This window comes from Flavobacterium jejuense (genome assembly GCF_006491595.2).
GTDB lineage: Bacteria > Bacteroidota > Bacteroidia > Flavobacteriales > Flavobacteriaceae > Flavobacterium > Flavobacterium jejuense.
This window is the reverse complement of the sequence record NZ_VEVQ02000004.1, coordinates 126,936-150,759: the sequence shown is the minus strand read 5'-3', so window position 1 is coordinate 150,759 and position 23,824 is coordinate 126,936. Positions and strand designations below refer to the sequence as shown.

31 protein-coding genes and 1 pseudogene are annotated in these 23,824 nt (G+C 27.9%); 2 read left to right on the top strand and 30 right to left on the bottom strand.

Annotated elements, in window-relative coordinates; genetic code table 11:
* Positions 1-12: 12 nt before the first annotated feature.
* From rnpA to FIA58_RS07570, 19 genes and pseudogenes are all read right to left on the bottom strand, one after another.
* Positions 13-384, bottom strand: coding sequence for a ribonuclease P protein component (rnpA, locus tag FIA58_RS07660; RefSeq protein ID WP_140962071.1), 372 nt, complete (start codon positions 382-384; stop codon positions 13-15).
* Between the two features lie 151 nt (positions 385-535).
* Positions 536-787, bottom strand: a complete 252-nt coding sequence (locus FIA58_RS07655) for a hypothetical protein (protein WP_140961820.1) — start codon at positions 785-787, stop codon at positions 536-538.
* Between the two features lie 175 nt (positions 788-962).
* Positions 963-1,493 (bottom strand): cysteine peptidase family C39 domain-containing protein, encoded by a 531-nt coding sequence (locus tag FIA58_RS21720; RefSeq protein ID WP_140961818.1) that lies wholly within the window; start codon positions 1,491-1,493, stop codon positions 963-965.
* A gap of 96 nt (positions 1,494-1,589) precedes the next feature.
* The gene (locus tag FIA58_RS07645) at positions 1,590-1,871 is read right to left on the bottom strand and encodes a hypothetical protein (RefSeq protein ID WP_140961816.1); all 282 of its coding nucleotides are present in this window, start codon (positions 1,869-1,871) and stop codon (positions 1,590-1,592) included.
* A gap of 2 nt (positions 1,872-1,873) precedes the next feature.
* On the bottom strand, positions 1,874-2,578 hold the full coding sequence (locus FIA58_RS21715; protein WP_165928879.1) for a zincin-like metallopeptidase toxin domain-containing protein: 705 nt from the start codon (positions 2,576-2,578) through the stop codon (positions 1,874-1,876).
* A gap of 97 nt (positions 2,579-2,675) precedes the next feature.
* Positions 2,676-2,933, bottom strand: coding sequence for a hypothetical protein (locus FIA58_RS07635; RefSeq protein ID WP_140961812.1), 258 nt, complete (start codon positions 2,931-2,933; stop codon positions 2,676-2,678).
* A 4-nt stretch (positions 2,934-2,937) separates the two neighbouring features.
* Entirely contained in the window at positions 2,938-3,507 is a 570-nt protein-coding gene (locus FIA58_RS07630; RefSeq protein WP_140961810.1) for a cysteine peptidase family C39 domain-containing protein, read from the bottom strand.
* 229 nt (positions 3,508-3,736) lie between these two features.
* Positions 3,737-4,051 (bottom strand): hypothetical protein, encoded by a 315-nt coding sequence (locus FIA58_RS07625; protein WP_140961808.1) that lies wholly within the window; start codon positions 4,049-4,051, stop codon positions 3,737-3,739.
* Between the two features lie 3 nt (positions 4,052-4,054).
* Entirely contained in the window at positions 4,055-4,621 is a 567-nt protein-coding gene (locus tag FIA58_RS07620) for a zincin-like metallopeptidase toxin domain-containing protein (protein ID WP_140961805.1), read from the bottom strand.
* A 148-nt stretch (positions 4,622-4,769) separates the two neighbouring features.
* Positions 4,770-5,081, bottom strand: coding sequence for a hypothetical protein (locus tag FIA58_RS07615; protein ID WP_140961803.1), 312 nt, complete (start codon positions 5,079-5,081; stop codon positions 4,770-4,772).
* Positions 5,082-5,085: 4 nt separating this feature from the next.
* Positions 5,086-5,679 carry a zincin-like metallopeptidase toxin domain-containing protein gene (locus tag FIA58_RS07610; protein WP_165928878.1) on the bottom strand — a complete coding sequence of 198 codons (594 nt, stop codon included), beginning with the start codon at positions 5,677-5,679 and terminating at the stop codon, positions 5,086-5,088.
* Between the two features lie 173 nt (positions 5,680-5,852).
* Complete coding sequence (locus FIA58_RS07605) at positions 5,853-6,125, bottom strand: PepSY domain-containing protein (RefSeq protein WP_140961799.1); 273 nt, start codon at positions 6,123-6,125, stop codon at positions 5,853-5,855.
* A gap of 5 nt (positions 6,126-6,130) precedes the next feature.
* Positions 6,131-6,763: a hypothetical protein gene (locus FIA58_RS07600; protein ID WP_140961797.1), complete on the bottom strand. Its 633-nt coding sequence runs from the start codon at positions 6,761-6,763 to the stop codon at positions 6,131-6,133.
* A gap of 59 nt (positions 6,764-6,822) precedes the next feature.
* Positions 6,823-7,089: a hypothetical protein gene (locus tag FIA58_RS07595; RefSeq protein ID WP_140961795.1), complete on the bottom strand. Its 267-nt coding sequence runs from the start codon at positions 7,087-7,089 to the stop codon at positions 6,823-6,825.
* Positions 7,090-7,091: 2 nt separating this feature from the next.
* Positions 7,092-9,428 (bottom strand): cysteine peptidase family C39 domain-containing protein, encoded by a 2,337-nt coding sequence (locus FIA58_RS07590; RefSeq protein ID WP_140961793.1) that lies wholly within the window; start codon positions 9,426-9,428, stop codon positions 7,092-7,094.
* A gap of 71 nt (positions 9,429-9,499) precedes the next feature.
* Complete coding sequence (locus tag FIA58_RS07585) at positions 9,500-10,537, bottom strand: patatin-like phospholipase family protein (RefSeq protein WP_140961791.1); 1,038 nt, start codon at positions 10,535-10,537, stop codon at positions 9,500-9,502.
* A gap of 7 nt (positions 10,538-10,544) precedes the next feature.
* Positions 10,545-10,871: a hypothetical protein gene (locus tag FIA58_RS07580; protein WP_140961789.1), complete on the bottom strand. Its 327-nt coding sequence runs from the start codon at positions 10,869-10,871 to the stop codon at positions 10,545-10,547.
* Between the two features lie 17 nt (positions 10,872-10,888).
* On the bottom strand, positions 10,889-11,344 hold the full coding sequence (locus FIA58_RS07575) for a hypothetical protein (protein ID WP_140961787.1): 456 nt from the start codon (positions 11,342-11,344) through the stop codon (positions 10,889-10,891).
* 56 nt (positions 11,345-11,400) lie between these two features.
* Positions 11,401-11,877 (bottom strand): annotated as a pseudogene (locus tag FIA58_RS07570) (M15 family metallopeptidase).
* Between the two features lie 229 nt (positions 11,878-12,106).
* On the opposite strand from FIA58_RS07570, the gene FIA58_RS07565 reads away from it, so the two are divergent.
* Positions 12,107-12,868 carry a DUF1223 domain-containing protein gene (locus FIA58_RS07565; protein ID WP_140961785.1) on the top strand — a complete coding sequence of 254 codons (762 nt, stop codon included), beginning with the start codon at positions 12,107-12,109 and terminating at the stop codon, positions 12,866-12,868.
* 5 nt (positions 12,869-12,873) lie between these two features.
* Here the strand turns inward: FIA58_RS07565 and FIA58_RS07560 are convergent, their stop codons facing one another.
* The gene (locus FIA58_RS07560; RefSeq protein ID WP_140961783.1) at positions 12,874-14,934 is read right to left on the bottom strand and encodes a response regulator; all 2,061 of its coding nucleotides are present in this window, start codon (positions 14,932-14,934) and stop codon (positions 12,874-12,876) included.
* Between the two features lie 392 nt (positions 14,935-15,326).
* The gene (locus tag FIA58_RS07555) at positions 15,327-16,079 is read right to left on the bottom strand and encodes a methyltransferase family protein (protein ID WP_140961781.1); all 753 of its coding nucleotides are present in this window, start codon (positions 16,077-16,079) and stop codon (positions 15,327-15,329) included.
* A 109-nt stretch (positions 16,080-16,188) separates the two neighbouring features.
* Here FIA58_RS07555 and FIA58_RS07550 point away from each other — a divergent pair, with 109 nt between their 5' ends.
* A complete protein-coding gene (locus FIA58_RS07550; protein ID WP_140961779.1) occupies positions 16,189-16,959 on the top strand; it encodes a DUF5995 family protein in 771 nt (256 codons plus the stop codon).
* Positions 16,960-17,320: 361 nt separating this feature from the next.
* Here FIA58_RS07550 and FIA58_RS07545 read toward each other — a convergent pair whose 3' ends face one another.
* The 9 genes from FIA58_RS07545 to FIA58_RS07505 form a co-directional block, all read right to left on the bottom strand.
* A complete protein-coding gene (locus tag FIA58_RS07545) occupies positions 17,321-17,506 on the bottom strand; it encodes a hypothetical protein (RefSeq protein WP_140961777.1) in 186 nt (61 codons plus the stop codon).
* 62 nt (positions 17,507-17,568) lie between these two features.
* Positions 17,569-17,868, bottom strand: a complete 300-nt coding sequence (locus FIA58_RS07540) for a hypothetical protein (RefSeq protein ID WP_140961775.1) — start codon at positions 17,866-17,868, stop codon at positions 17,569-17,571.
* Positions 17,850-18,584 carry a hypothetical protein gene (locus tag FIA58_RS07535; protein ID WP_140961773.1) on the bottom strand — a complete coding sequence of 245 codons (735 nt, stop codon included), beginning with the start codon at positions 18,582-18,584 and terminating at the stop codon, positions 17,850-17,852. Before FIA58_RS07535 ends, FIA58_RS07540 begins: the two co-directional genes overlap by 19 nt.
* 67 nt (positions 18,585-18,651) lie before the next feature.
* Complete coding sequence (locus FIA58_RS07530; protein ID WP_140961771.1) at positions 18,652-18,939, bottom strand: hypothetical protein; 288 nt, start codon at positions 18,937-18,939, stop codon at positions 18,652-18,654.
* A gap of 4 nt (positions 18,940-18,943) precedes the next feature.
* Complete coding sequence (locus FIA58_RS07525) at positions 18,944-19,501, bottom strand: zincin-like metallopeptidase toxin domain-containing protein (RefSeq protein ID WP_165928877.1); 558 nt, start codon at positions 19,499-19,501, stop codon at positions 18,944-18,946.
* Positions 19,502-19,748: 247 nt separating this feature from the next.
* Positions 19,749-20,048, bottom strand: coding sequence for a hypothetical protein (locus FIA58_RS07520; RefSeq protein WP_140961767.1), 300 nt, complete (start codon positions 20,046-20,048; stop codon positions 19,749-19,751).
* Between the two features lie 10 nt (positions 20,049-20,058).
* A complete protein-coding gene (locus FIA58_RS07515; RefSeq protein ID WP_140961765.1) occupies positions 20,059-20,559 on the bottom strand; it encodes a hypothetical protein in 501 nt (166 codons plus the stop codon).
* Positions 20,560-20,777: 218 nt separating this feature from the next.
* The gene (locus tag FIA58_RS07510) at positions 20,778-21,209 is read right to left on the bottom strand and encodes a hypothetical protein (protein WP_140961763.1); all 432 of its coding nucleotides are present in this window, start codon (positions 21,207-21,209) and stop codon (positions 20,778-20,780) included.
* A 5-nt stretch (positions 21,210-21,214) separates the two neighbouring features.
* The gene (locus FIA58_RS07505) at positions 21,215-23,821 is read right to left on the bottom strand and encodes a hypothetical protein (protein WP_140961761.1); all 2,607 of its coding nucleotides are present in this window, start codon (positions 23,819-23,821) and stop codon (positions 21,215-21,217) included.
* Positions 23,822-23,824 lie beyond the last annotated feature (3 nt).

Below are 23,824 nucleotides of genomic sequence, written 5' to 3'. Positions count from 1 at the left end.
CTTAGCCAGAAATTATTTTTTTAGTTCGGAAATGAATTTTTCAAACAACAAAACTGTTTTTTCATTGATTTCTTGGTACGTCAGTCGTTCTTTAGTTTGGTAAAAAAACATGATAGCGTAGTTTTTTTCTATATTTTCCAATAAAATAGTTTTGTTTAAACGATAACATTCCCTCAAAATACGCTTGAAGTAATTGCGGTCAACCGCTTTTTTAAAATACTTTTTAGAGACGGAAACTCCGAATTTTAAAATTTCATTTTCTGAAGGATTCTCAACGTAAACTAAACGCAATGGATATTTAGAAACTGATTTGCCTTCTGAAAAAAGTAAATCAATAGTGTTTTTGCTTTTTAGTTTTTCGTTTTTTGGGTAATTGAAATTCATAATACTTTTAGAAGGTGTAAAGATATGTAAAATCATTTGGAGTTATTGTAATTCGATATCTTCTATAAATTATTAGTGTTGTATTATCTGTTTTTTTCATTTATGAAAATTATTCTAAATAAAAAAGCTACCCGAAAGCAGCTTTAAAAAATTAATTTTCTACAGGAAAGTTTTCTTTAATAAATTCAATTAGTTGATTTTCATTATCAAAGTACTTTGGTGTTGAAATTTGTTCATTAGCATTCCATATTTTGAATTTATTATTTTCTTTAGTAATGCCAAAACTTAAGAAATCATTAAATTTAGTTACAAAACATTGTAAAATAATGTTTTCATCAATATTTCTTTCTCTTATACTATAACCTAGTTTTTCTAATTTCTTTTGTAAAATATTATTTTTCATTTTCTCTTTTTTTTTTATTTTAAACATAAAATTAAATCCATTTGCCCACTGAACAGCAAGCTCTTCAATATCGACAATTCCAATTACACCGTTTTTTGATTGCTTGAATGACTCTAAGTCGATAGATTCTAATGGCCAAGGGTCTCTTATATAAACATCGTTTTTAACAACTTTGTCAATAATAATTGCGTTTTGTATTTGAATCTGGCATTGGACTGATCCAAGCTATCCAACTATTTTTATCCTTAGAAATGTTTCGAATCATTTCAATATCAGTTATTTTAGGATCATACATTAATCTAATATCTAATTTCTCTTCTTTAAAGTATTTTTTCAATGCAATTGTTATTCCGTCTGCATATGTTCCATCATATGTTGTTTTTGTAATAGTTCTAATTGCTGATTCAGAAATTTCAATTCCATCATCCTTAGCTAATTGTTTTATGCAAGCTGCAGCAAAAGACATGTTTTTTTCTTGAGCAACCATGTTTCGTGATAGTATTTTATTATATTTAAAAAAACCTCCTGAACCAGTTGTTGTTTTATTAGTGTTTTCAATAATCTCATCAACAACCCTTTTACTCTCCTCAACTAATTCATCAATTTGTTTAGCTAACTCAGGTTCATTTTTCAGTTGTTGTTTTAGTTGTGAGTTGTATTTTAAAACTCCTTTAGCAAGATAATAAGAAATTGTACCTAGACTCACGCAAAAACTAATAATTCCCCAATGGCTCACTAACCTTTTTCCTGCTTCTGTTTTGTTTATAAAAGTTATAAGCTACTCGAAAGTAGCTTATAAGAATTAATCTTCTATATCTATATACCAATGATGTGTTAAAATATACAATAGTTCACCCGTTTTAGCATCAATGTATACAATTTGTCCTTCTTTATCTTGAACACCCATGATCACATATCTATATGTATAAACATCAGTAGTTTCTCCTTTTTTTTTACCATATGCGATTTCATTATTTTTTTTTAGATTTATTTTGTTCACATCATTAAGTAATTCTATGTATGGGAGTTTTTTATTTTTTATATAATTTTCAATTATCACCTTTGCTTTTTCTTTGCTTATCATTTTTATAATTTTAAGTTTAGTATTTGTTTTATGTTGATTACTTTTCTTACCTCAGGAATTTTTCTAATATCAAAGTCAAATTGAATAGGATCAATTCCTCTTAGTCCATAAATATTATCATTAAGATAATCCAAAGAATGTATCAATTCTTCTCTAGTTAAATAATCCTTGAATTCAATCATTTTATTAAAAACTAATTGCTCTTTTATAAGTTCACCTGTACTTTGATAACCTCCTAAAAGATAATATTCTTTTAATCCAATTTTTTTAGAGTGTTTTAAATGCATCAATTCATGAAGAGTTTCATAAAGCGTTGCACCATCTCTTACTATAAATTTAGCTTCCTTTGCAGTGTAAACAAATGCAGCTTGCTTTCCATCAGGAAATATTGCAGGGTTACCGTTTACATCAAAAAAACCTTTTATTTCAAAACTCCCTTTTTCTGGAAAAAGTTCAAAATCTACTTTTTGCTTTTTTAGATAATTAGCTAACTCATTTAAACTTGACTTTGACCATTTTTGCCCTAATCTTCTTCCTCTTCCACTTACATTTGCTAGATAATCTATTTCTAATACTTTTTTACTCTCCTCAACTAATTCATCAATTTGTTTGGCAAGTTCAGGCTCGTTTTGGAGTTGTTGTTTTAGTTGTGAGTTGTATTTTACAATTCCTTTGGCTAGATAATAAGAAATCGTGCCTAGGCTCACGCAAAAACTAATAATTCCCCAATGACTCACAAACCATTTTCCTGCTTCTGATTGTTTTAGAAAGTAAAAAAGCTACCCGTAAGTAGCTTTGAAACATCTATTTTTCAATTGGAAATTTTTGTTTGATAAACTCAATTAGTTTTTTTTCATCATCAAAGTTTTTTTCTACGGGAATTTGTCCAGTATAAAAAATATAGCTAACATTATTATTGTCTATTTCAATTCTTGAATTCGACCCAAATTTTGGATTACCATCTATGTCTGGTAAAGCAATGGTTAATGAATTAATTGATTCATGTATTTGTGTTATATAGCCAATTTTATGTAAGCTATCTTCTAAAGTTTTTAAGTTCATAATTTTATTGTTTAATAGAATATTTATTTGCTCCTGCTCTTAACCACACTTTTGAGAATTCTTCTAAGCTTGTTATAGCTACAATTCCATTTTTGTTGCCAATTCCTTCAATAGGCCAAGGATCTCTTATATATACTTTATCCCCAAGAATTTTACCAATTATTATTGCGTGTTTTTTCGCTCCAACAGGATGAATACTTGCAATCCAACTGCCATCTTTAGAAATATCCCTAATAATTTCTGGAATTTGTTTTTCTGAATTTCTAAAATATGTGTTAGCAATAATTTGTTTGTTTTTGAAAACTTCTTCTAATCCGGAAACTATGCCTAAATCTGTTGTACCTAAAAAATCATCTGTTCCTGCAAATTTTCTAACTAATTCTTCGGATATTTCAATTCCATCATACTTAGCTAATTGTTTTATGCAAGCTGCAGCACAAGACATGTTTTTTTCTTGAGCAACCATGTTTCGTGATAGTATTTTATTATATTTAAAAAAACCTCCTGAACCAGTTGTTGTTTTATTAGTGTTTTCAATAATCTCATCTACAACCCTTTTACTTTCCTCAACCAACTCATCAATTTTTTTCGCTAGTTCAGACTCGTTTTGGAGTTGTTGTTTTAGTTGTGAGTTGTATTTTACAATTCCTTTAGCAAGATAATAAGAAATTGTTCCAAAACTTACACAAAAACTAATAATTCCCCAGTGACTTACAAACCATTTTCCTGCTTCTGTTTTGTTTAAAAAATGGATTACTGAGTATTTGTAGAATAAAAAAGCTACTCGAAAGTAGCTTTAAAAATTAATCTCTTGGTAAACCTACTCTAAAATAACCTTTCTGATCATTTTCTATATCGAAGACTTTAGTGTTAAAGTTCATGTAGTAAATTGGTTCACCAGTTTCGTCTGAAATAAAAAGCAAGTCTTCATTGTCTGCAATTGCTTTTATACCAATTATCCAAGAAGAATGTTTCTTACCAGCATATTTACTGTAATTTGACACTTTATCTTTACTAAAAAAAGCATCAATAATACAATCTTCAAAGTAGAATTTACCATCTAAATCTTTCATTATATTTTTTGCTTTTTCAATAATTTGTTCTTTTGTATGTTTCATAAATTATATTTTTTTAGTTATTAATTTTTGACCTGCTTTTCTTCTTACATCGTTTACATAATCTAATGCATGTTGTAATTCATCTTTAGTCCATAAATATTTATTTTTCCAAATTTCATTAAAAACGTAGGTTTCTTTTTTCCATGATGCTAAAGTAAGATATTCATCGCCAATTTCTAAATAATGTTTTACATGTGCTCTTTCATGAAATGCTAGATATTCAGTAGGTTTTTCTGTTAAAAATAATTGTTTTGTTTGAGCATGAAATGCACCGTCATATCCTTTTTTTCTCATAAAAAAGTAAAAGTCTTGGGGGTTTTCAAAATAAATACCACTTTCAGTAAATGGTTTGAATTTTTTTAAGATTGCTTTGTTTTGAATTCTTTTGCCTGCCTTATTTATTAGTAAATCTTCTTCAAAAAAGGGCTCAATTCCTTTTTGTCTCAATTCACCTTTGTATTTCCTGATTTTTGATTCACTCATTAATTTTCCTCCTGTAAATTCATTTGTTTTTGGAGGTTTACTCATTAAATCAACCTCATCCGCAATCCTTTTACTCTCCTCAACCAATTCATCAATTTGTTTGGCTATTTTAGGTTCATTTTGGAGTTGTTGTTTTAGTTGTGAGTTGTATTTTAAAACTCCTTTAGCAAGATAATAAGAAATTGTACCTAAACTTACACAAAAAAATAAGCTACTCGAAAGTAGCTTATAAGAATTAATCTTCTATATCTAAATACCAATGATGAGCTTGAATATATAATATTTCTCCTGAATGTGCGTCTATAGACACAACACACCCTTCTTCCTCTTGAACTCCCATCATTGAGTAAATATATGTGTAGATATCAGTGGTTTCACCTTTTCTTTTTCCATGTAAAATCTCCTTGTTTTTCCAAAGTTTTATTTTATTCACATCGTTTTTTTCTAATCCAATAAAATCAATTTCATCAATTAATTTTGTGTACGATATGTTTTTTTGTTTGATAAATTTCTCAACAATTTCTTTTACTTTTTCTTTCGTTATCATCATATTAAATTTTTATATTTAAAATTTCTTTTATGTTAACTTCTTTTCTTACATCAGGTATAGTGTTAATATTAAAGTTAAGTTGAATTGGTTCAATCCCTCTTATAGAGTAGATATATTCATTTAAGTAAGTCAATGACCATTTTACTTCTTCTTTAGTTAGAAATGATTTATATTTCATTAAATTATCAAAAACTAATTGTTCTTTAATAAGTTCTCCAGAGGTTTGATATCCTCCTAAACTATGATATTTTTTTAATCCAATTTTTTTTGCATGCTTCATATGTATTAATTCATGTAAAGTTTCGAAAAGAGTTGCCCCATCTCTAACAATAAATTTAGCTTCGTTTGCAGTGTAAACAAATGCAGCTTGCTTTCCATCTGGAAATATTGCAGGATTACCGTTTTCATCAAAAAAACCTTTTATTTTAAAACTCCCTTTTTCTGGAAAAAGTTCAAAATCTACTTTTTGCTTTTTTAAATAATTTGCTAACTCATTTAAACTTGATTTTGACCACTTTTGCCCTAGTCTTCTTCCTCTTCCACTTACATTAGCTAAATAGTCTAATTCAACTACCTTTTTACTCTCCTCAACCAATTCATCAATTTGTTTGGCAAGTTCAGGTTCGTTTTGGAGTTGTTGTTTTAGTTGTGAGTTGTATTTTATAATTCCTTTGGCTAGATAATAAGAAATCGTGCCTAGGCTTTAATAGGTTAAAAACCTTTTTATTTAAATCAAAAAAGCTACTCGAAAGTAGCTTATAAATTAATTTATTCAATATCCAAATACCAATGATGTGTTTGAATACATAAAATTTCACCAGTTTTAGCATCCAGATATATTAAATTACCTGTTTCTTCTAATACTCCTGGCATTGTATAGTGATAAACATATACATCTAAGATTTCTCCCTTCCTTTTACCATGAAGAATTTCATCATTTTCATAAAAACTTACAGGAGCATGATTTAATCTAACGTATTCTAGTTTTCTATTTTTAATAAAACTTTCAGCAATTTCTTTAGCTTTTTCTTTTGTTATCATTTTTTTTATTTTAAGTAAAACAATTTTTTAATATCAACTTCTTTTCTCACTTCAGGGATTTTGTTAATGTCAAAATCAAAAGAGATAGGATTAATTCCTCTTATATTATAAATATCTTTATTCAAATAGTTTAAAGCACTTTTTAACTCTTCTCGAGTTAAATAATCCTTGAATTCAATTAGCTTGTCAAAAACTTGTTTTTCTTTTATTAATTCTCCTGGCGTGCCATAACCTCCTAAACTATGATATTTTTTTAGCCCTAATTTTCTAGAGTGTTTAAAGTGTATAAATTCATGTATAAATTCATAAATGGTTACACCTTCTCTAACACAAAATTTCGCATTTTTACTTGTATAAACGAATGCCGCTTGAGTTGTTTCTGTCATCACTAAGTTTTTCCCATTTGATCCAATAAAATCTTTTATTTCAAAAGCTCCTTTTTCTGGAAATATTTCAAAATCTACTCTAGATTTTTTTAAATAATTTACTAAATTATTTAAAGCTGTTTTTGTTAGTCTTTGTCCTAGTCTTCTTCCTCTTCCACTAATGTTTGCTAAATAATCTATCTCTACAACCCTTTTACTCTCCTCAACTAATTCATCAATTTGTTTGGCAAGTTCAGGCTTTGTTTTAAGCAAAAATGCCCCAAAAAGTTAAACAGTATTGGGGCATGATTAAAAATCTTTTTTTAATTACACTATTTAGAAACTGGAAATATTTCTTTTACAAATTTTATAAAATCATTAATTGTTTTAAATTCTTTTTTAATATCAATTTGCTTTTTAAAATAAGTTAATACGATATTTTCATTTTCAATTACAACATTTGAAATTTTATTCATTATAGGGATTTTATCTTCATCTTCAACAGAAAATAATAAAATTTCTTTATTTGAAATTTTATGAATTACAGGAGAATAATTATTAACTTCTAATTCTTTTTTTACTAATTCTAAACTTAACATAATTATTTAATTTTAAATTTACTGGCACCTGCTTTTAACCAAATATAGCTAAATGAATCTAAATCAACTATAGCCTCAACACCTTTGCCTTTACCAATACCTTCCAAAGGCCATGGATCTCTTATATGAACTTTTTTTCCAACTATTTTTTCAACAATTATTGCATGTTTTTTCCCGTTTTCAGGATGAATTAGCGCTATCCAACTTCCTTCATTTGTGATATCTCTAACTATCTCTGAAAAATTTGCATCAATATTTTTGAAATAATTGCTTGCAATAATTTGTTTAGTATCAAATATTTTTTCTAATATTTTTAGAAGTTCTAATTCATCTAAACCTTCGTTAAAATTTTTAACATTAACGATTTCAAAAATTTGTTTTTCAGTCAAAATATTTTTTAAACCAAAATCTTTAGCTATTTGTCTAACACAAGCGGCAACACATGTCATTGCATGTTCTTGCTCAATCATATTTCTTGAAATAATTTTTTCATACTTCAAGAATCCACCAGAACCAGTTATGTTTTTAACAGTAACATCAACAACCCTTTTACTCTCCTCAACTAATTCATCAATTTGTTTAGCTAGCTCAGGTTCATTTTTCAGTTGTTGTTTTAGTTGTGAGTTGTATTTTAAAACTCCTTTAGCAAGATAATAAGAAATCGTGCCTAGGCTCACGCAAAAACTAATAATTCCCCAATGACTCACAAACCATTTTCCTGCTTCTGTTTTGTTAAGACGATTGCGTAAATCTGGATTTAAAACCGCTAGATTTATAGTGCTAATGGCAATATCTATAATAGCAAATAATCGGGCTGCTCCTTTAACTCCTGCAACAAGTACTCCACCGCTAATAATTATACTTATAACATCTATAACTGCAAGTGTGGCATCTGTTACATCGCTCCATTCAGATGCATCTCCTAAATATTTACCATACAAGGCAATAGAAGGAACTTTCTCAACTTCTTGATAGTTTTCGTCGTATTGACTAATGTAAATGATGTCTAACGGATGAAACTGATTGCTTTGATTCTGTGGATTACTTATTTCAATATCATCTGAAAACAAATTTATAAAATTTAATCCATTGAATCCTATCGTTGGTAATTGTAATTCATTTGCTAGTGCTACTTTTCCTTTTTCATCACCATACAAAATATTAGTTTCTATATGAGTGCTATCACTTAACGCAAAATTCCTTGCTTTTTCAATGTCTTGTTTGCCATACAAAAAGGTAATTGCTGTAAGATAAGTACAAAATGGTTTTATTAATTTTTCTTCATTAAAACCATTATAGAGCGATATTAATTTTTGAGGATTTGCATAAAAATAATCATATACTTTTTGACTGTCTAACTTTTGTAAAATAGAAGTTATAGCAGCTGTAAAATCAAGAAGAGGACTTTTAACATCGGCTAAATTAAGTCTAAAAACATGTTCAATGGTAGCATTAAAATCTAATTGTTTTGCAGCAAAATAAGGAATGTTTTGGTATAACCATTCTAAGTCTCTAAAATCGATTCCATCATATTGTTTTTGAGTTTTTTTACCAACTCTTTCTTTAATAGATTGTATCGTATTTACAAACTTGTTTGCAATTTCATTTTTAAAATTGTTATTTGGGTATTTTCTATTAATAATTTCAATGAAAGCGTAAAAATCTTCATAGTTAGAAGAACTAACTGTAAAAGCAATGTTGTCCACATTATCTTTTTCATAAACTAGCGCTTTGCCTACATAATAAAAATGAAGTTTGTAACTAACAGTCCTTCTTTTGTAATCAAATTCAAATTCTAGACCACCTGTAAAATCTCCTTCATAATCTTTTCCTATGTTTACTATTGCAATATCTTCTTTGTATAATTTCCCTTTTAATTGTAGTATTCGCTCTCCCGCAAAGGATTGTTGTTTTAAAGGGATTTCAGTATCATAAGTTTCTTTGCTGTCATATTTTGTTGGAATACCAGCCAATCGATCATATTTTGCATCTTCTCCATAAGAAACAACATTGGAAACAATTCGACTTTCTCTTCCTATAAAATCTTTGTAATCGAATGATGCATCTACTCCTTTTTTGATAAATTCTGAAAGTTTTACAAAATCAATATTTTTATCAATAAATTCTGCTTTATAAAACAAACTTCTTTTACCAAAAGGCGATTCCAAAGCTATTTCATTTGAAATTTGTCTGGCTGTTTTATTTGTTCCTATTCCTTCAAAAGGACTGGTTCCGATAAATCCTTTTTTGATTTGCTCAAAAGTGAGTCTTTGGTTCATGGGTTGGTTGAGCAAGTCAAAAAAAGATTTGCTTTGCTCATCGAGTTCATTTAAATTCATGATTTGTGTGTAATTTTTTATTTGCGTGTATTTATAAATGAAACTCAATGTGCACCTTGAATCTCTTTATTTTATTTATATTTCACTAACTTTCTAGCAATTTCATTTAACATTTTTCTGTTCTGATCTACAAAATACAAACCAGCTTGAATGAGTTCGTAGATGTTTTTCTTTGATGTATCGTCCATTTCTGGTGAAGCATTTCTAAGTTGTGGCATTAAACGATAATAATTTTTTCTGTTTCTTGGACCTAATGATTCGTACATTTTAGAAAGATGATAATTAACTGTTTCAACATTGGCTGACAATAATATATCTATCAAGGGTGAGATCCATTTTATTTTTCCTGCATTCTCAAATTTTTCAAAGGTGTAAGGTTTTAAAACCTCTCCTGTTCCTACAGAAACAATAACCATATCGTTTATGTCTGGGTAATCTATTTTTTGCGAATCGTGTAATACTTTTGAAAATGGTATTTTTCTTGCTTCTGCATAAGCACACATCGCGGGGTTATTAGCATAAACTCCACCATCTATCAATGTAAACTCTTGGTCATAAAGCGATTTTATTTTAGCAGGTTCAAAATACGTTGGTGCAGCACTAGTTGCTCTACAAACATCTCTAACATAAAAGTTTTCCAAAGGAGTATAGGCTTCATGACTACAAAAAAACTTTGATTTTCTTTGATTGATGTCATAAGTGGTAATTAAACATGGTTTTATGAGTTCATTAAGTTTTAAATCTCCAAACACTTCTTTTAGTTGTCTTTCTAAGTTACGTTGGGAAATCTTTTCATTAAACAGCCCAAACGGATTGATGATTTCTTCCCAAAACGAGACATTAAAAATGGAATCTCCTTTTTTGGCATACAAATCCAATGCAGCTTCTACTGAAAACTTTGCGTTTTTGGTATTATCTGGAAACAGTAAAACAGCAGTTAATATTCCGCCTGTACTACTTCCAGCTATTAAGTCAAAATAATCACCAATTTTTGCATTAGGATTATCGATTCGTTGTAATTGTTCTTGTATGTATTTTAAAACCACAGCCGTAATTATCCCTCTTATTCCTCCTCCATCTAAACTTAATACTCTGATTTTTTTTGCCATTACTTTGTTATTTTATTACAGTGGCTACCACAATATCAAATATTGTTTTTATAATACTGTTTTTAATGTTATTAATTCTTATTTTGGACAATCCTACTGTTTGAAGTGCTTTTAAAGCAACAATGTCTTTTTGACTTTTTAAAAGCCATTCAAACTCATCTTTGGTCAACGAACCTTCTGCTAATAGTACTATCCAACGTTTTAGTTTTTCTTCTGACTCTTTTAAGAAAGCAGTAATGTCTTTTTGAATTTCTGGCTTGAATTCTTTGTATTTATTACCTAATAATGTTAAAAGTGACTCTTTTAAATCATTTACTAATTTTTCTAAATCCATGATTGTTTATATGTTTGTTATTGTGATATAATTGCTAATAAATTGTCTTTTGAAGTTTTATCTTTTTTAATTTCATATTGAATTAATAGATCAAACGCTTCTTCTATTTGCTTTTTAGATTCTTCTACAAAAGTGGGTGAGAGTTTTTGTTTCTCTTTCCAAAGTTTAAAAAAGCTACCTACTAGGTTTTTTTCTTTATCGCTCAGAACAGTCCACATTGCAAAAGTGATTTCATTATTAGGTTTGTTTTTTTCATATTCTTTCAATTTCTCAATATCTAAAAGTAGTTTTTCGACTATTTCTTTATGATTTTCATATGGAGATGTAGCATTTTCTATTAGTATAATTGTTTCTACTTTTAACTCAGTTGTTTTTTGATAGGAATATTGATCAAAAACAGCTGTTTTAATAGCTTGGCAACTTGTTAAGACAACTATCGCAAATAATGCGATTTTAATTTTTAAGGTTTTCATGTTTTTAAAGTTTATTTATTGAATTCTTAATTACATTTAACATTCATGTAGTTTGTTTATAAAATTACATAATCATTTTTATCTTTTTTTAGTTTAGATAATTTTCTCCAATTATTATATTCTTTTTTTTCAAAATGAGGAAAATCTTTGAAATTTTTCCAGTTTCCACCCCAGTTCCAACCATATTTTTCGAATATTGTAACACATTCATGTCAATCTGCTATGGCATCATTATCCCAATCTTTAATAGTGTCCCATGAAGCAATTTTTTTGTCAATGATTAGGCATATATCAACAGCGAAACCATAATTATGAATAGATTGTCCTGCTTTAGCATTGGTTACTTTTTTTCCTGTGGTAATTCTACCTTTTGCATATAATTTATCTTGTTCATTAAAAGTCCGTAACCCTTCCGTTATTCTTATTTTAGCTTTTCCAGTTAATGTCGCATCACATTCTTTTATAATTTTAAAAACTTCACTCCTAATAGTTGGATGTAATTTTAGTATTCTTTGTTTGGTATGTTTGTCCACTTTTTAGTATTTAATTAGAATACAAATATAATAGAAAATAATCTAACAAACAAATAAAAACAAAGAAAATAATCTAAAAAAAGTAATACAATTGATTTTTAAGCATATGTGTAAACCTTTTACAAATCGTTTTTTAGACAAAATAAGAATATTTTCTTTTTTTAACAATATATAAATTAGCTTACATTTTATAGCTTATAATTAGTTTAAATTAGTTAAAAAAAGAAAAATGAAGATTGCTTTAAAAATTGGAAATAGACTATTATTTCTTTTCCTAGTTTCTAGTTTTATTTCTGAAGAAAAAATGGATGAAAAGACAAAACAGGTAAATAAAAAAGGTTTCGTTGTTCTTGAACTTTTTACTTCTCAAGGCTGTAGTAGTTACCCACCTGCTGATAAAGTCTTAGAAAAATATGCTTTACAAGATAATTCAAATAGTATCCCATTAGCCTTTCATGTTGATTATTGGAATTATTTAGGTTGGAAAGATCCATTTAGTAAGGCAAAATTCACCACTAGACAGCATGAATATGCTGTTAAAATGGAAAGCAATTTATTTACACCTCAATTAATTATTAATGGCAAATATGAACTAATAGGAAGTAAAGAAAATGAGATACAAAATATAGTTTTGAAAGAATTGACTTCTCTTAAAAAGGAAATTATAAGTATAGATAATCTTTTAATTAAAGAAAATAGTTTAAAAGTTGATTATAGTCTTAGTTTTTTGAAAGAAAATAGTGTAGTTAATATTGTATTGGTTAAGAAAAAGGACTTTATTACAATTAAAAGAGGCGAGAATAAAGGTTTACAAGAAACAAATTATGCTATTGTATATGACTTAGTAACTAAACCTGTAAAAGAAGAAAAAGAAAGTATTTTTATTGAATTTAAAAAAGAATGGTCACCTTCTAATTATAAGGTAGTTGTTTATCTGCAATCTAGAGTAAATGGTGAAATTTTTAGTGTAACTCAAAAAGCAATAAATTAGAAAATTCAGGTAGTTTTAAATATATAACGAGATATAATAGGTTTTAATAAACTTCTATCAATAGGTTTTGAAATAAAATCATCACAACCAGCTGCCATAGCTTTTTGTATGTCTTCTTCAGTTGAGTAAGCTGTTTGAGCAATAACAGGAAGTAGAGGGTTTAATTGTTTTATTTGTTTTGTTGCTTCATAACCATCCATTATTGGCATTTTAATATCCATAAAAACTAATTCTATTTGCTTATTTTCTTTACAAATATCAACTGCTTTTTTACCATTTTCAGCACGATGTATTACAAAATTAAACTCAGGCATTTTTGACAAAACTGTTTTTAAAAACATAAAATTAACATCTCCATCTTCAGCTATTAAAATAATATGTTTTTCAGGTTTTTCTTTATTGTCAAATGTATTTTTAAGTGTAATATCATTTGTTTTTGGTGCAGCAATAAAAGGTAGTGTTAATGTAAATGTACTTCCTTGGTTTTCTGATGTTTCTACTTCTATTTTACCACCTAGTAAATCTGCATTTTTTTTTGCTATCGAAAGTCCTAAACCTAGTCCTCCATAATTCTTTGAAATTTCTTTTTCAGATTGCGTGAAAATATTAAATATAGTTTCTTGGTCTACTTTTTTTATACCTATTCCAGTATCTTTTATACTTATAATAATTTCTTTATCTACAATAGTATACTCTATAATAATTGAACCGATATTGGTAAATTTAATAGCATTGTCAATTAGATTTAAAAGTATTTTAAAAAGTTTTGGTTTGTCTATCAAGACTAGATCTGTTTTTGTGGAAAGCTTGCTCTCAACAACAAGATTTATGTTTTTTTCTTTAGCTTTTTGATGGTATTTTTTATCAATACTTTCAAATAACACATCCAAATCTATTGTTTCAGGTTTGATGATTATTTTTTCAGTTTGAAGCTTTGCAATTTCTAAAATATTATCGATAATCACAATAAGTTCCTTGCTGTTCTTGACTATTATTTTTGCAAATTGTTTTTGCTCCTCTAGTGTAACATCCTCTTTAATTAGTAATTCAGAAAATCCAATAATACCATTCATAGGAGTGCGTATTTCATGAGAAATGTTTTGAATAAAATTGGTCTTTAAACGATCACTCTCTTCCGCTTTTTCTTTAGCAATTCTTAATTGTTTAGTACTTTGTTTTATTTTGAAATTTAAATAGCGGTTAATAAGAAGAATAATCAGTAATAAACAGACAATAGAGAAAGTTACCCAAATCCAAAAATTAGGTTTCTCATAAAAAGGAGTAACCATATTAAAAAGCCAATTATCTATAATAATTTTTTTTTCTTTATTTGAAATACTGTTAAGACTCTTTTTTATAATAGATTGTAAAATTTTATTTTGTTTAACGACGGCTAATCCTGGACTATAAGAAATATCAAGTTCAGAAGAAATTGTGACATTGTTTAAATTATTTTTAGTAATTAAATATTTTATAATAGCTTTAGGACCAATATAGGCATCATATTCACCAGTGTTAACTTTTTGCAAACAGTCTAATTCATCTTTACCATAACCAATTGTAATAGTTGGATATTTTTTTTGAATGGTTTCTACTATTGAATATTTATAGGGAAGAATAAGCCTTCTTGTACCAAAATTTTTCAAATTTTTAATTGTAGAATCTTCTTTTTCTTGAACAATGGCATGTCTAGATTCAAATAAAGGTGGATAAAAAGTTAAAAAATCCTCTTTATCTTTTGTTCTTTGAATTTCAAGAATTATATCTATTTTGTTATTTTGAGCATCTTCTAATACTTGACCCCAATCAGTATAATAAACTTTTTTGAAGTTATAATCGGTTTTGTTTTCAATTAATTCTAAAAAATCAATAAAAATGCCTTCCATGTATCCTTGGTCATTGGTGAATTGATATGGAGGATAATAAGGAAAAACAGCTACTTTGATACTATCGTTTTTTTCAAGGTAATTTTTTTCTTCTGAGGTTAATAGAGGGGATTTTGAACAAGAAATTGCCCAAGCTACTATAAGTAATATTATGAATAAAGGAATCGTTTTTTTCAACATTTAGTGGGCTTAATTCATATAGTAAATATAAGAAGAATTTTAATACAAATTAGATGTTTGAGCTTTCAAAAACAGAAAAACAGCTTAATAAATCACAATTTTTAGAGTAATTGGAATCATTTTAGCATTATTTATATTAAAACGGCATCGAATATTAATACTATTTTGACACATAAAAACATACTTTTTTACCAAATCTAAAGAAATGTTGGAAGATTTTATTACAGCTTATGAGTATTTAAAATCGCACAAAGACTGTAATGGTAAAGTTGGTGGAGTAGAGGGCTTTTGTTTATCCTGAATTTATAACGACATAACATCAAGATAGGATGAAACAGGAGCTATATTAGCTTGGAAACATATAGTTTTTTTAAAGAAAAATTAGTATAATTTTATCTGTTTTCTTGTTTTAAAAGATCTGTTTTCTTTTTAATTATTTTGATAACTACGATTGCTACAGAAAGAATAATTAAACTATAAAATAAAAAGGGATTAAAAGCAGTCTCATTTTTAGTTAAGACACCTAAATAGTCAAAAAAGAAGAATACAAGAAATAATAGAAAAAGACCATTAATTTCTTTTCTTACAACTTTTTTCCAACTAAAAGTAAGATTAGGTTTTACAAAGTTTTTAAAATCAGGGACAAATGCTGGAATTTTTTCAGCCCAATTTAGGTAAGTTTCACCAAATTTACCCCTTAAAAATTGTTCTTCAGAAAACATAATTCTTTCATAATAAACCCAATAAAGAAGTGTAAAAGAAACCACAAACCAAAAGTTTCCACATAACATAGCTGGACCAAGCCACATAAAAAAGTTGCCTACATATAAAGGATGTCTAACTAAAGAATACATTCCAGTGGTGTTTAAGCTATCTGCCACTTTCTTTTTTACTGTTCTTCCAGAAGTGTTTTTGGGTACATAACCAATCACACAAATTCTAAGGAATAAACCGAAAAGACTGAAAACTAAACATAGCATTTCATAATAAATTTCATAAGGAGTTTTCTTTAGAAAAAAGGTTTCAGGATACAATTCTGTTTGTAGAAAAAGTAACATACCAATTCCTAAAATTAGCACTGGTAAAACCCCTCTATATCGAAATAACCAAACACCTTGTTGTTCTAATTCTTCTTGTAATGCCATGATGTATTTAATGAGTGCCAAATATATAAAAAAAATATTTTGAAATTTTTATTTAAAAACCACACTAAATACACTAATTTTAGTTAGTATTTTATAAAACCCCATAAATATGGCTAAAACAATTCCGCAAGCAAGAACTATAGATGAGGTTCTTTTACTTTTAAATGAAATTATTGGTGAAACTATAAACGAAAAATCTCCAATGGGTTATTTTGCAGTTTTATATTGTAAAGTAACAGAAAAAGTAAAAGAAGGCATTACTGAGGGTATGTTTCAAAACGGACCAAGAATGGAGAAGCTTGATGTAATTTTTGCAAATAGATATATCAAAGCCTATTATGAATATAAATTTGGATTACAACCCTCATCTTGCTGGCAAGTAGCTTTTGAATATGCTTCTGATTTTTGGATGGTGGTTTTGCAACATTTGTTATTAGGGATGAATGCACATATTAATTTAGATTTAAGCATTGCAGCAGCACAAGTTGCTCCTGGAAATGAAATACATGATTTGCAAGCCGATTTTAATATGATTAATCACATATTATCTGGGTTAGTAGGTAATGTAGAAACAGCTATGTCAGATGTTTGGCCTTTTCTAAAATGGGTTTTGAAGAAAACGAAAAATGTAGATACTTTTCTAATTGATTTTAGCATGCAAGAAGCTAGAAACGGAGCTTGGAAGTATGCGTTAGAACTGGCTCCATTAGATAATGTTCAGTTTACACAAAGTATATTAATCAGGGATAATAAAATTACTAAAATTGCCGATTTAATTACCAATCCTGGTTATATTCCATCTTTCATTTTTAAAATTTTACGTTTGTTTGAAAGAGGTAATGTGGTAGAAAAAATTGAGAAATTGAGAAGTGTGATTTAGGTTGACTTCACCTTTCTTTTACTTTTTCTATAATTTGCTCTTTTGTCATTATTTTGTGATTTTTATATTTGTTATATCAATTCCAGAACTTTCTATTTCCTTTATAATAGATCCTATATTTTTTTCGAATGTTAGGATTAATGGTTCTTTGTTCAATTTAATTATTTTTTTAAAAAAAGTTGTGACAAAATTTTTTATCACAATTGCTTTTGCCACAAGCTTGTGACAAATGTTTTTCATAAAATTATTTTGTCACAGTTTTTTGATAGTTCAGCTCTGATTTCTTTTGAATAAATTTAATACTTTTTTAAAACACAAAGTAAAGGCGGAATTTGTTTCAATATCCGCTTTTTTAGAAATTCTAGTTAGGTTTAGTTCTTTTTTTAAAAGATTCTGTAACATCTTCCAAATGTTCAATTACCTCATCAATCTGTTTAGCTTCATCAGCATTTTTTGCTGTTTTCTTTAAATCATCAGTATGTTCTAGAACTTCTTTGGCACTTTTACGTAAACCTCCTTTTATGGCAGTGGTTATTTCTCCTCCCAAAGATAAGATTGAATGGCTAATTATAAAGCATAAAAAAACCACTCTGAGGTGGTTTTGTAAGCTTATAAAACTTCTACATTATCGTTTTCTTTCATTTCATCTATTGATTTTAAATCTGTTAAAAAATGCATCATTTTCATCTCTGCTATATTAGATGACACTTCTATGTCAACAATATTAGCTTCTTTTGAATAATTACTTCCTTCAATTCTAATTTTCTTATTTTTAAATTCGTTTAAAAAAAATGATTTATCTTTATCAATAGCTTTAAGCTTAGTGTTTTCATCTCTAAAATTTACTCCTACTACTATATTATCATTTAATTTGTCTAGATGTATTATTTTTAATTTTTTGTAATCCATAATAATTGTGTTATTTGTTCGAAATTATAGTTTTCATATTTACTTCCTTTTAATATATCTTTATGACTTTTAAATCTTTCTAAAGCGTCATCTAATAAATCTAAACGGTCAACCTTATTTAAATCTTTTCCATGTTTACTTGCTCTAATACTTGCTTGCATTTCTTCTAATAAATTATTTTGACTTCCTGTTAAATTTGAATCAAAAAAAGTTTTGTTATTTAAGGCAGCTAAACGGTGTCCTTCCAATTCATGAGCAATTGCTGCTTTCCAACTTAACCTTGAATTAGCTGTGTTAAATTTACCTGGCATAACATCTGTATTTATAACTAATCTGTCCAGCCCAAACATCAATGAATAACCTGTTTCATGATCAGATATACCATCCTTAAAATCAATATTTTTTTCATCAATATTATATTTTTTTGCATATTCTAAAATTTCATCTTTTTGTTTTAGAGTTAAATTTGCTTCACCCCTAAGTCCTTTAGAATAAACTATTTTTCTGTATTGATTTATTGCTTTTTTAAAACCTGCAACATCTTCCAAATGCTTAAAAAAATCATCAATCTCTTCATTAGTTAGTTTTCTTTTTACATTATTCTCTTCAATAATAAGATTATCTAACTCTTTCTTTACATAATCAGTATGTTCTAGAACTTCTTTGGCACTTTTGCGTAAACCTCCTTTTATGGCAGCTGTTAACTCACCTCCCAAAGATAAGATTTGAAGGGCTAATTATAAAGCATAAAAAAACCACCCGAAGGTGGTTAAATAAATCCCATTACTCTTTTTCTTCATTGGGTTTGAAAAAATCTTCTATATCTACAAAATTCATTGGGCCAGTTTGAACATATAAATGATCTAATGTGTCTGCGTTTGATACAACTCCTAAACTATTACACATTACAGGTTCATAAAAACTAGTTATAAACACATCTCTATATGTACCGTCTCTCAACAATGCATCTTTAGAAAAATGCGTCATAATACTTGTTATTCCATAACCAATATCATCTAGCATCAATTTGATTTTTTCTGTGAGAAATTTCTTTTTTTCTTCTGTTGTCATTATATTATTTTTTAATGGTTATTTTACTAATATCAATACCTTCTTCAATACATTTATCTTCAACCCAGTATTTAAAATATTTTTTACTAAACTCAATTTCTTGGTCTGTGAACCTACCTTTACCATATTTCTTAATCCAGTTGGTTTGTTCTTCTATTATTTTATCTAAAACGTATTTTTCTTTAATGAATGAGCTTATCAACTGATCTCTATAGGGTATTTGTATTTGTTTACCAACCTTTAGTATTTCTCTAGCTTCTCCTCTAATATATGCTTCTTTCCCTCTTCTTAAAAAATCTTCAAAGTGCATCGACTCATGAAACATTTCTAAATCTGTTACATCTTTTCTTATCCAAATTATTGGAGGTTGTTCCCATGGGTCAAAGCAAGCACCACAATTCTGTTCTTTAAAATATTTTACCATCTTTTTTGATGATGTATTATATCTTACCTCACCACCTAATTTTCTAATAGCTTTTATCCAATTTTCTAAATCTAATTTTGATAACCTTATTGAATCTAAATTTTTAGCAATATTATCTAAACCAGCAACATCTTCCAAATGCTTAAAAAAATCATCAATCTCATCATTGGTTAGTTTTCTTTTTAAATTATTTTCTTCAATTACAAGATTATCTAACTTTTTCTTTACCTCATCAGTATGTTCTAGAACTTCTTTGGCACTTTTTTATAAGTTTTTTTATAGGAGAAGTTAAACCAAGCTAATAAAAATGATTTGAGAACTTTATTTTAAATATAAAAAAAAGCTACTTATGAGTAGCTTTAAAATTTTAAATTATTTTTATGGATTATTTATCAGGATATCTTCCAGCTTCATATTCTTGAATATAATATTCTTCTGTTTGCGAAGAGCCAAACTGTATAACTTTACCTGTTTCATTTTCAACTAAAAAAGGTCCGCCACCAGCTAATGTGTTATATTTCTCATCTTTAGTTTCATAATATTTTTTATCTGTATAAAAATAAATATGACCATATTTTTTTTTAATTGTATATTCTGTAGCTATTATAAGACTAAGTTTGGATTCTTCTTCAATCTGCTTAACATACTTTTCAGCTATTTGTAAAATTTCTTTTTCTGATAACATACTATTTCAATTATTTAGTTTTTAAATATTTAAATGATTCATAACCAGCTTTAAGATCGGCTTTACCAGAGAATTTTTGCCCATCAATAAAAATTAATTCACCATTTTTTTTCATCACATTTATTACATGTCCTATTTTTGGCATAGGTCTTTTTCCAAAAATAATTCCCCTTTCTCCTTCTTTCATGACGGCTTTTATTGAAGGTATCTTCATTTCTAAAAAAGATCTTTTATAAATTTTTTCTAAATTAAAAATATTTTGAGCGTTCGAAGATTGTGCTAGCTTAATTTTTCCAGTTCTCAAAAACTCTTCGACAACTTCAACTACATTTACACAGTTAATATCTGATACCTGAGCAATACGACCATCTACGACATGATGATTAAAATATTTTATCGCTTCATCTAAATTTTCTAATGCTTCATCTGGCTTTATTTTTGATAATCTTTTTAGTCCTGCTTCAAACTCATCTACTGAAATTTTAATAGGTTGAAAAATGTTTTCAGCCATTCCAGCAACATCTTCCAAATGCTCAATTACCTCATCTATTTGCTTGGCTTCCTCTGCGTTTTTTGCGGTTTTCTTTAAATCATCACTATGTTCTAGAACTTCTTTGGCACTTTTGCGTAAACCTCCTTTTATGGCTGCTGTTAAACTAGACTAACAAAGATAATAATTTGAAGGGCTAATTATAAAGTATAAAAAAACCACCCTAAGGTGGTTAAAAATTAATCTTTACTAGGTCTTATATATCGAGTCATATGCTTTGGATTTATAACATAATTATCCTCTACAAATTTATACAATTCTTGTATGTCGCTTTTAGTTAATGAAGGATTAAATTCAATGTATAACTTCTTTAATTTAAAAATTTCATTTAATTCTGGTAAATTTTTAAATAATAAATTATATTCCTCTGCTATTTCATTAATAGTTTCTTGATCCATAAAATCTTCAGAAAACTCATATCTATCTAAATTTGTAAATGAAAAGTGAAACCTTGGATTTATCCAATCTAATAATTCGGATAATCTACTAACTAAAACTTCACTTTTTATTCTTTGACTTGCTTTTTTTACATAAATATCATCCTCTTTAAAATCTCTTGAATTAAGGAAAGACATTATTTCTAGCATTAATTTTTTACTAATTGTATTCATAATTTTTATTTTACTTTGTTGTATTTTTCAAATATAAAGCTAATCATTGCTTCAACTGAACGAAAATCTAAAGCTTGCTTAGCTGCTATCTGAAATTCTCGTTCAACTATCCTAGCTCTTAATTCTATAACTTGGTCATCGCTCATTTTATCAACAAAACTTTTCATAGAAACCTTATCATGTACTATTAATTTTGTTTCTTCTCGCAACAACTTAATATCTTTGAACAATCCATTGACATAATCTAATGCGTGTTTACCTTCATGTACTATTTCTCCAAAAGCTTTGTCCAATGAGGTGTTGTTTTTTATATAAATTTTATTTTTTATTTGACACGCTAAAACATCTTTAATTTTTTCTAAACTTTCTCCAGGTTCTTTGATTGCTTTAAAAAAATCTATATCATCTAATTTCTCTAGTTTTATTTTTCCTTTTTTAAGAGCTCTAGAAACTTCAGTAGCTGTTTCAGTTACATTATGCAATTCTCTAATGATAGTAGCTTTATCTATTTTTCCAATTGTTTTTCCACTTTTTATACCTCTCTCTATAAAATTGTCAATTTTAAAGTTTCTTGAAGTTTCCTCTAAATGCTCAATAACCTCATCTATTTGCTTGAGTTCATCAGCATTTTTTGCTGTTTTCTTTAAATCATCAGTATGTTCTAGAACTTCTTTGGCACTTTTGCGTAAACCTCCTTTTATGGCTGCTGTTATTTCTCCTCCCAAAGATAATAATTCTAACCAAAATAAATACTCGGTTAAAGATTTTCCAAATTTGGTATCGGCTAATCCTGTTAATTTTAGCAAAGCATTTAAAGAACCACTGCTTATTTCAATAGCACTTACGCCAAAACGAATTTTTGCTAAGTAATTAAATTTCTTGGCTTTATCAAAAAACTTATATTTTGTAGCCACTTTTACAATTCTTTGTAAATGCCTAAATTTTGCCAAATTACCAAATCCTGAAAGTGTGGTTATAGCATCTACTGTGTATTCTATACCTGTTATCACATTGCTCCAAAAGGCTTTGTCTTCATTGGCTTTTAAGAAAAAAGCAGGAAGCAATCTTGGTAAAGGTATCGGGCTTTCTTGTTCTATATCCGTTAGCATCATCGGCTGAAAAAGATGATAGCTAAACTTGTTTTGCTCTTCTACTATTTGGTTTACATACTCTCCTAGATTAGGGTCAAAAGCACTAATAATATTGTCAATCCAACTTTCATCTTCGCTTACTTCTATGTGTTTCCCTTTTTTAAAATCAAAATTTCTATTGCTACTATAAAATCCAGCAAATTTTTGCGATTTATAAGGAATGGTAAGAGGTCCGTTATCGTCTTTATAGTAAGGATTGTCAAAATTTATAAAAGAACTTTTTAACCAAACACTATACAAGAATTGTACTAATTTTACGAAATTTTGGCCATTCATTTTTTCGTATAACAAGGAAAAATAACTTTTCTTGTCTTGTTTTTCTTCTATTAATTTTAGTAAAAAGATGTTTTCTGTTTTTTCTATTTCGCTTAAAGCTTCTAGTAAAACGAGGACTACATCTTCCTCGTTTAATCCTATATTAGTTAAACTTTTACCAGTTATCGCTTTTTCTAAAATATCCCAAAGTGTATTGGTGTTTATTTCTTTTAGAAAGAGTTTTGGTGTATAGTATAAAATTTCAAGAACATTAGCTATGTTTTTTTGTAAAGCCAATTGTATTTCAGCATTAACTAGTCTTTTATAGCGTTCGAAAAAATACTTTTTAGAACCGCTTCCTTCTTCAAAAGAAATAGAATCGGCTTCATAAAAAATGGTTTGGTTTAAAAATTCGAGCATGGCTCCTAAGTAATTAAACTCTAACCTTATTGCGTAAGGGTTTTGCGCGGTTTTAAAAAACGTTTTATCTGTTCCTACAAAATTGTAATACAATACATATTTGTTCATTTCGGTAGTGATATGAGGATACAAATACATTTTGCCAGGAATTTGACTTTTCTCTACATCAACCGTTCTTTTTCTGAGATTATTTATAAATTCAACTACAGGCTCTAAAATCAAACGAAAAGTAAAATCTAAGGCATCGTTGGTATACCCTTCATGGTCTTTGTAATTGAAGGTATAATCATCATTTGTAATTTCAGGAATAGCATTAGGATGATAAATCAACCAATCTGGAAAACCAAAAATGGTGTTTAAGGGAAGTAAAACAACCCTTTTGCTATCGTGACTATAAAAATAGTTGTCAGCCGAGGAAACAATAGGGATTTCTATATAAGAACCAGATGAGTTTTCCCAACTGTCTCCAAAAATGTTTTTATATTGGTAACTAGTTATACCTGTTGAGGTAGTGATTTCATTTCTAATAGAATAATCGTAAAATGGCTCTTCGCTATTTATTTGGATATATAGTGATGTAAAACCTGCAATTGTACTCTTCAATTCAGTAAAATATAGCGATTCTGAAAGTTTTTCTTTTTCAATAACAATTTTTAAATCGGTATCATCATCTTTATAATTTTCATCGAGAACACTTCCTTCAATATATTTTTCATTCTTTTGGGATTGATCATTCCGTCTAAAAATTTTCAGATAGTTTATAAGTGGTGTTATGGAACTCATCATTCA

Excerpts from the sequence above, each read along its gene's own strand:
- rnpA (WP_140962071.1), bottom strand. The coding sequence starts at position 384 with ATGAATTTCAATTACCCAAAAAACGAAAAACTAAAAAGCAAAAACACT.
- FIA58_RS07655 (WP_140961820.1), bottom strand. The coding sequence starts at position 787 with ATGAAAAATAATATTTTACAAAAGAAATTAGAAAAACTAGGTTATAGT.
- FIA58_RS07645 (WP_140961816.1), bottom strand. The coding sequence starts at position 1,871 with ATGATAAGCAAAGAAAAAGCAAAGGTGATAATTGAAAATTATATAAAA.
- FIA58_RS07635 (WP_140961812.1), bottom strand. The coding sequence starts at position 2,933 with ATGAACTTAAAAACTTTAGAAGATAGCTTACATAAAATTGGCTATATA.
- FIA58_RS07625 (WP_140961808.1), bottom strand. The coding sequence starts at position 4,051 with ATGAAACATACAAAAGAACAAATTATTGAAAAAGCAAAAAATATAATG.
- FIA58_RS07615 (WP_140961803.1), bottom strand. The coding sequence starts at position 5,081 with ATGATAACGAAAGAAAAAGTAAAAGAAATTGTTGAGAAATTTATCAAA.
- FIA58_RS07605 (WP_140961799.1), bottom strand. The coding sequence starts at position 6,125 with ATGATAACAAAAGAAAAAGCTAAAGAAATTGCTGAAAGTTTTATTAAA.
- FIA58_RS07595 (WP_140961795.1), bottom strand. The coding sequence starts at position 7,089 with ATGTTAAGTTTAGAATTAGTAAAAAAAGAATTAGAAGTTAATAATTAT.
- FIA58_RS07590 (WP_140961793.1), bottom strand. The coding sequence starts at position 9,428 with ATGAATTTAAATGAACTCGATGAGCAAAGCAAATCTTTTTTTGACTTG.
- FIA58_RS07585 (WP_140961791.1), bottom strand. The coding sequence starts at position 10,537 with ATGGCAAAAAAAATCAGAGTATTAAGTTTAGATGGAGGAGGAATAAGA.
- FIA58_RS07580 (WP_140961789.1), bottom strand. The coding sequence starts at position 10,871 with ATGGATTTAGAAAAATTAGTAAATGATTTAAAAGAGTCACTTTTAACA.
- FIA58_RS07575 (WP_140961787.1), bottom strand. The coding sequence starts at position 11,344 with ATGAAAACCTTAAAAATTAAAATCGCATTATTTGCGATAGTTGTCTTA.
- FIA58_RS07565 (WP_140961785.1), top strand. The coding sequence starts at position 12,107 with ATGAAGATTGCTTTAAAAATTGGAAATAGACTATTATTTCTTTTCCTA.
- FIA58_RS07560 (WP_140961783.1), bottom strand. The coding sequence starts at position 14,934 with ATGTTGAAAAAAACGATTCCTTTATTCATAATATTACTTATAGTAGCT.
- FIA58_RS07555 (WP_140961781.1), bottom strand. The coding sequence starts at position 16,079 with ATGGCATTACAAGAAGAATTAGAACAACAAGGTGTTTGGTTATTTCGA.
- FIA58_RS07550 (WP_140961779.1), top strand. The coding sequence starts at position 16,189 with ATGGCTAAAACAATTCCGCAAGCAAGAACTATAGATGAGGTTCTTTTA.
- FIA58_RS07540 (WP_140961775.1), bottom strand. The coding sequence starts at position 17,868 with ATGGATTACAAAAAATTAAAAATAATACATCTAGACAAATTAAATGAT.
- FIA58_RS07530 (WP_140961771.1), bottom strand. The coding sequence starts at position 18,939 with ATGACAACAGAAGAAAAAAAGAAATTTCTCACAGAAAAAATCAAATTG.
- FIA58_RS07520 (WP_140961767.1), bottom strand. The coding sequence starts at position 20,048 with ATGTTATCAGAAAAAGAAATTTTACAAATAGCTGAAAAGTATGTTAAG.
- FIA58_RS07515 (WP_140961765.1), bottom strand. The coding sequence starts at position 20,559 with ATGGCTGAAAACATTTTTCAACCTATTAAAATTTCAGTAGATGAGTTT.
- FIA58_RS07510 (WP_140961763.1), bottom strand. The coding sequence starts at position 21,209 with ATGAATACAATTAGTAAAAAATTAATGCTAGAAATAATGTCTTTCCTT.
- FIA58_RS07505 (WP_140961761.1), bottom strand. The coding sequence starts at position 23,821 with ATGATGAGTTCCATAACACCACTTATAAACTATCTGAAAATTTTTAGA.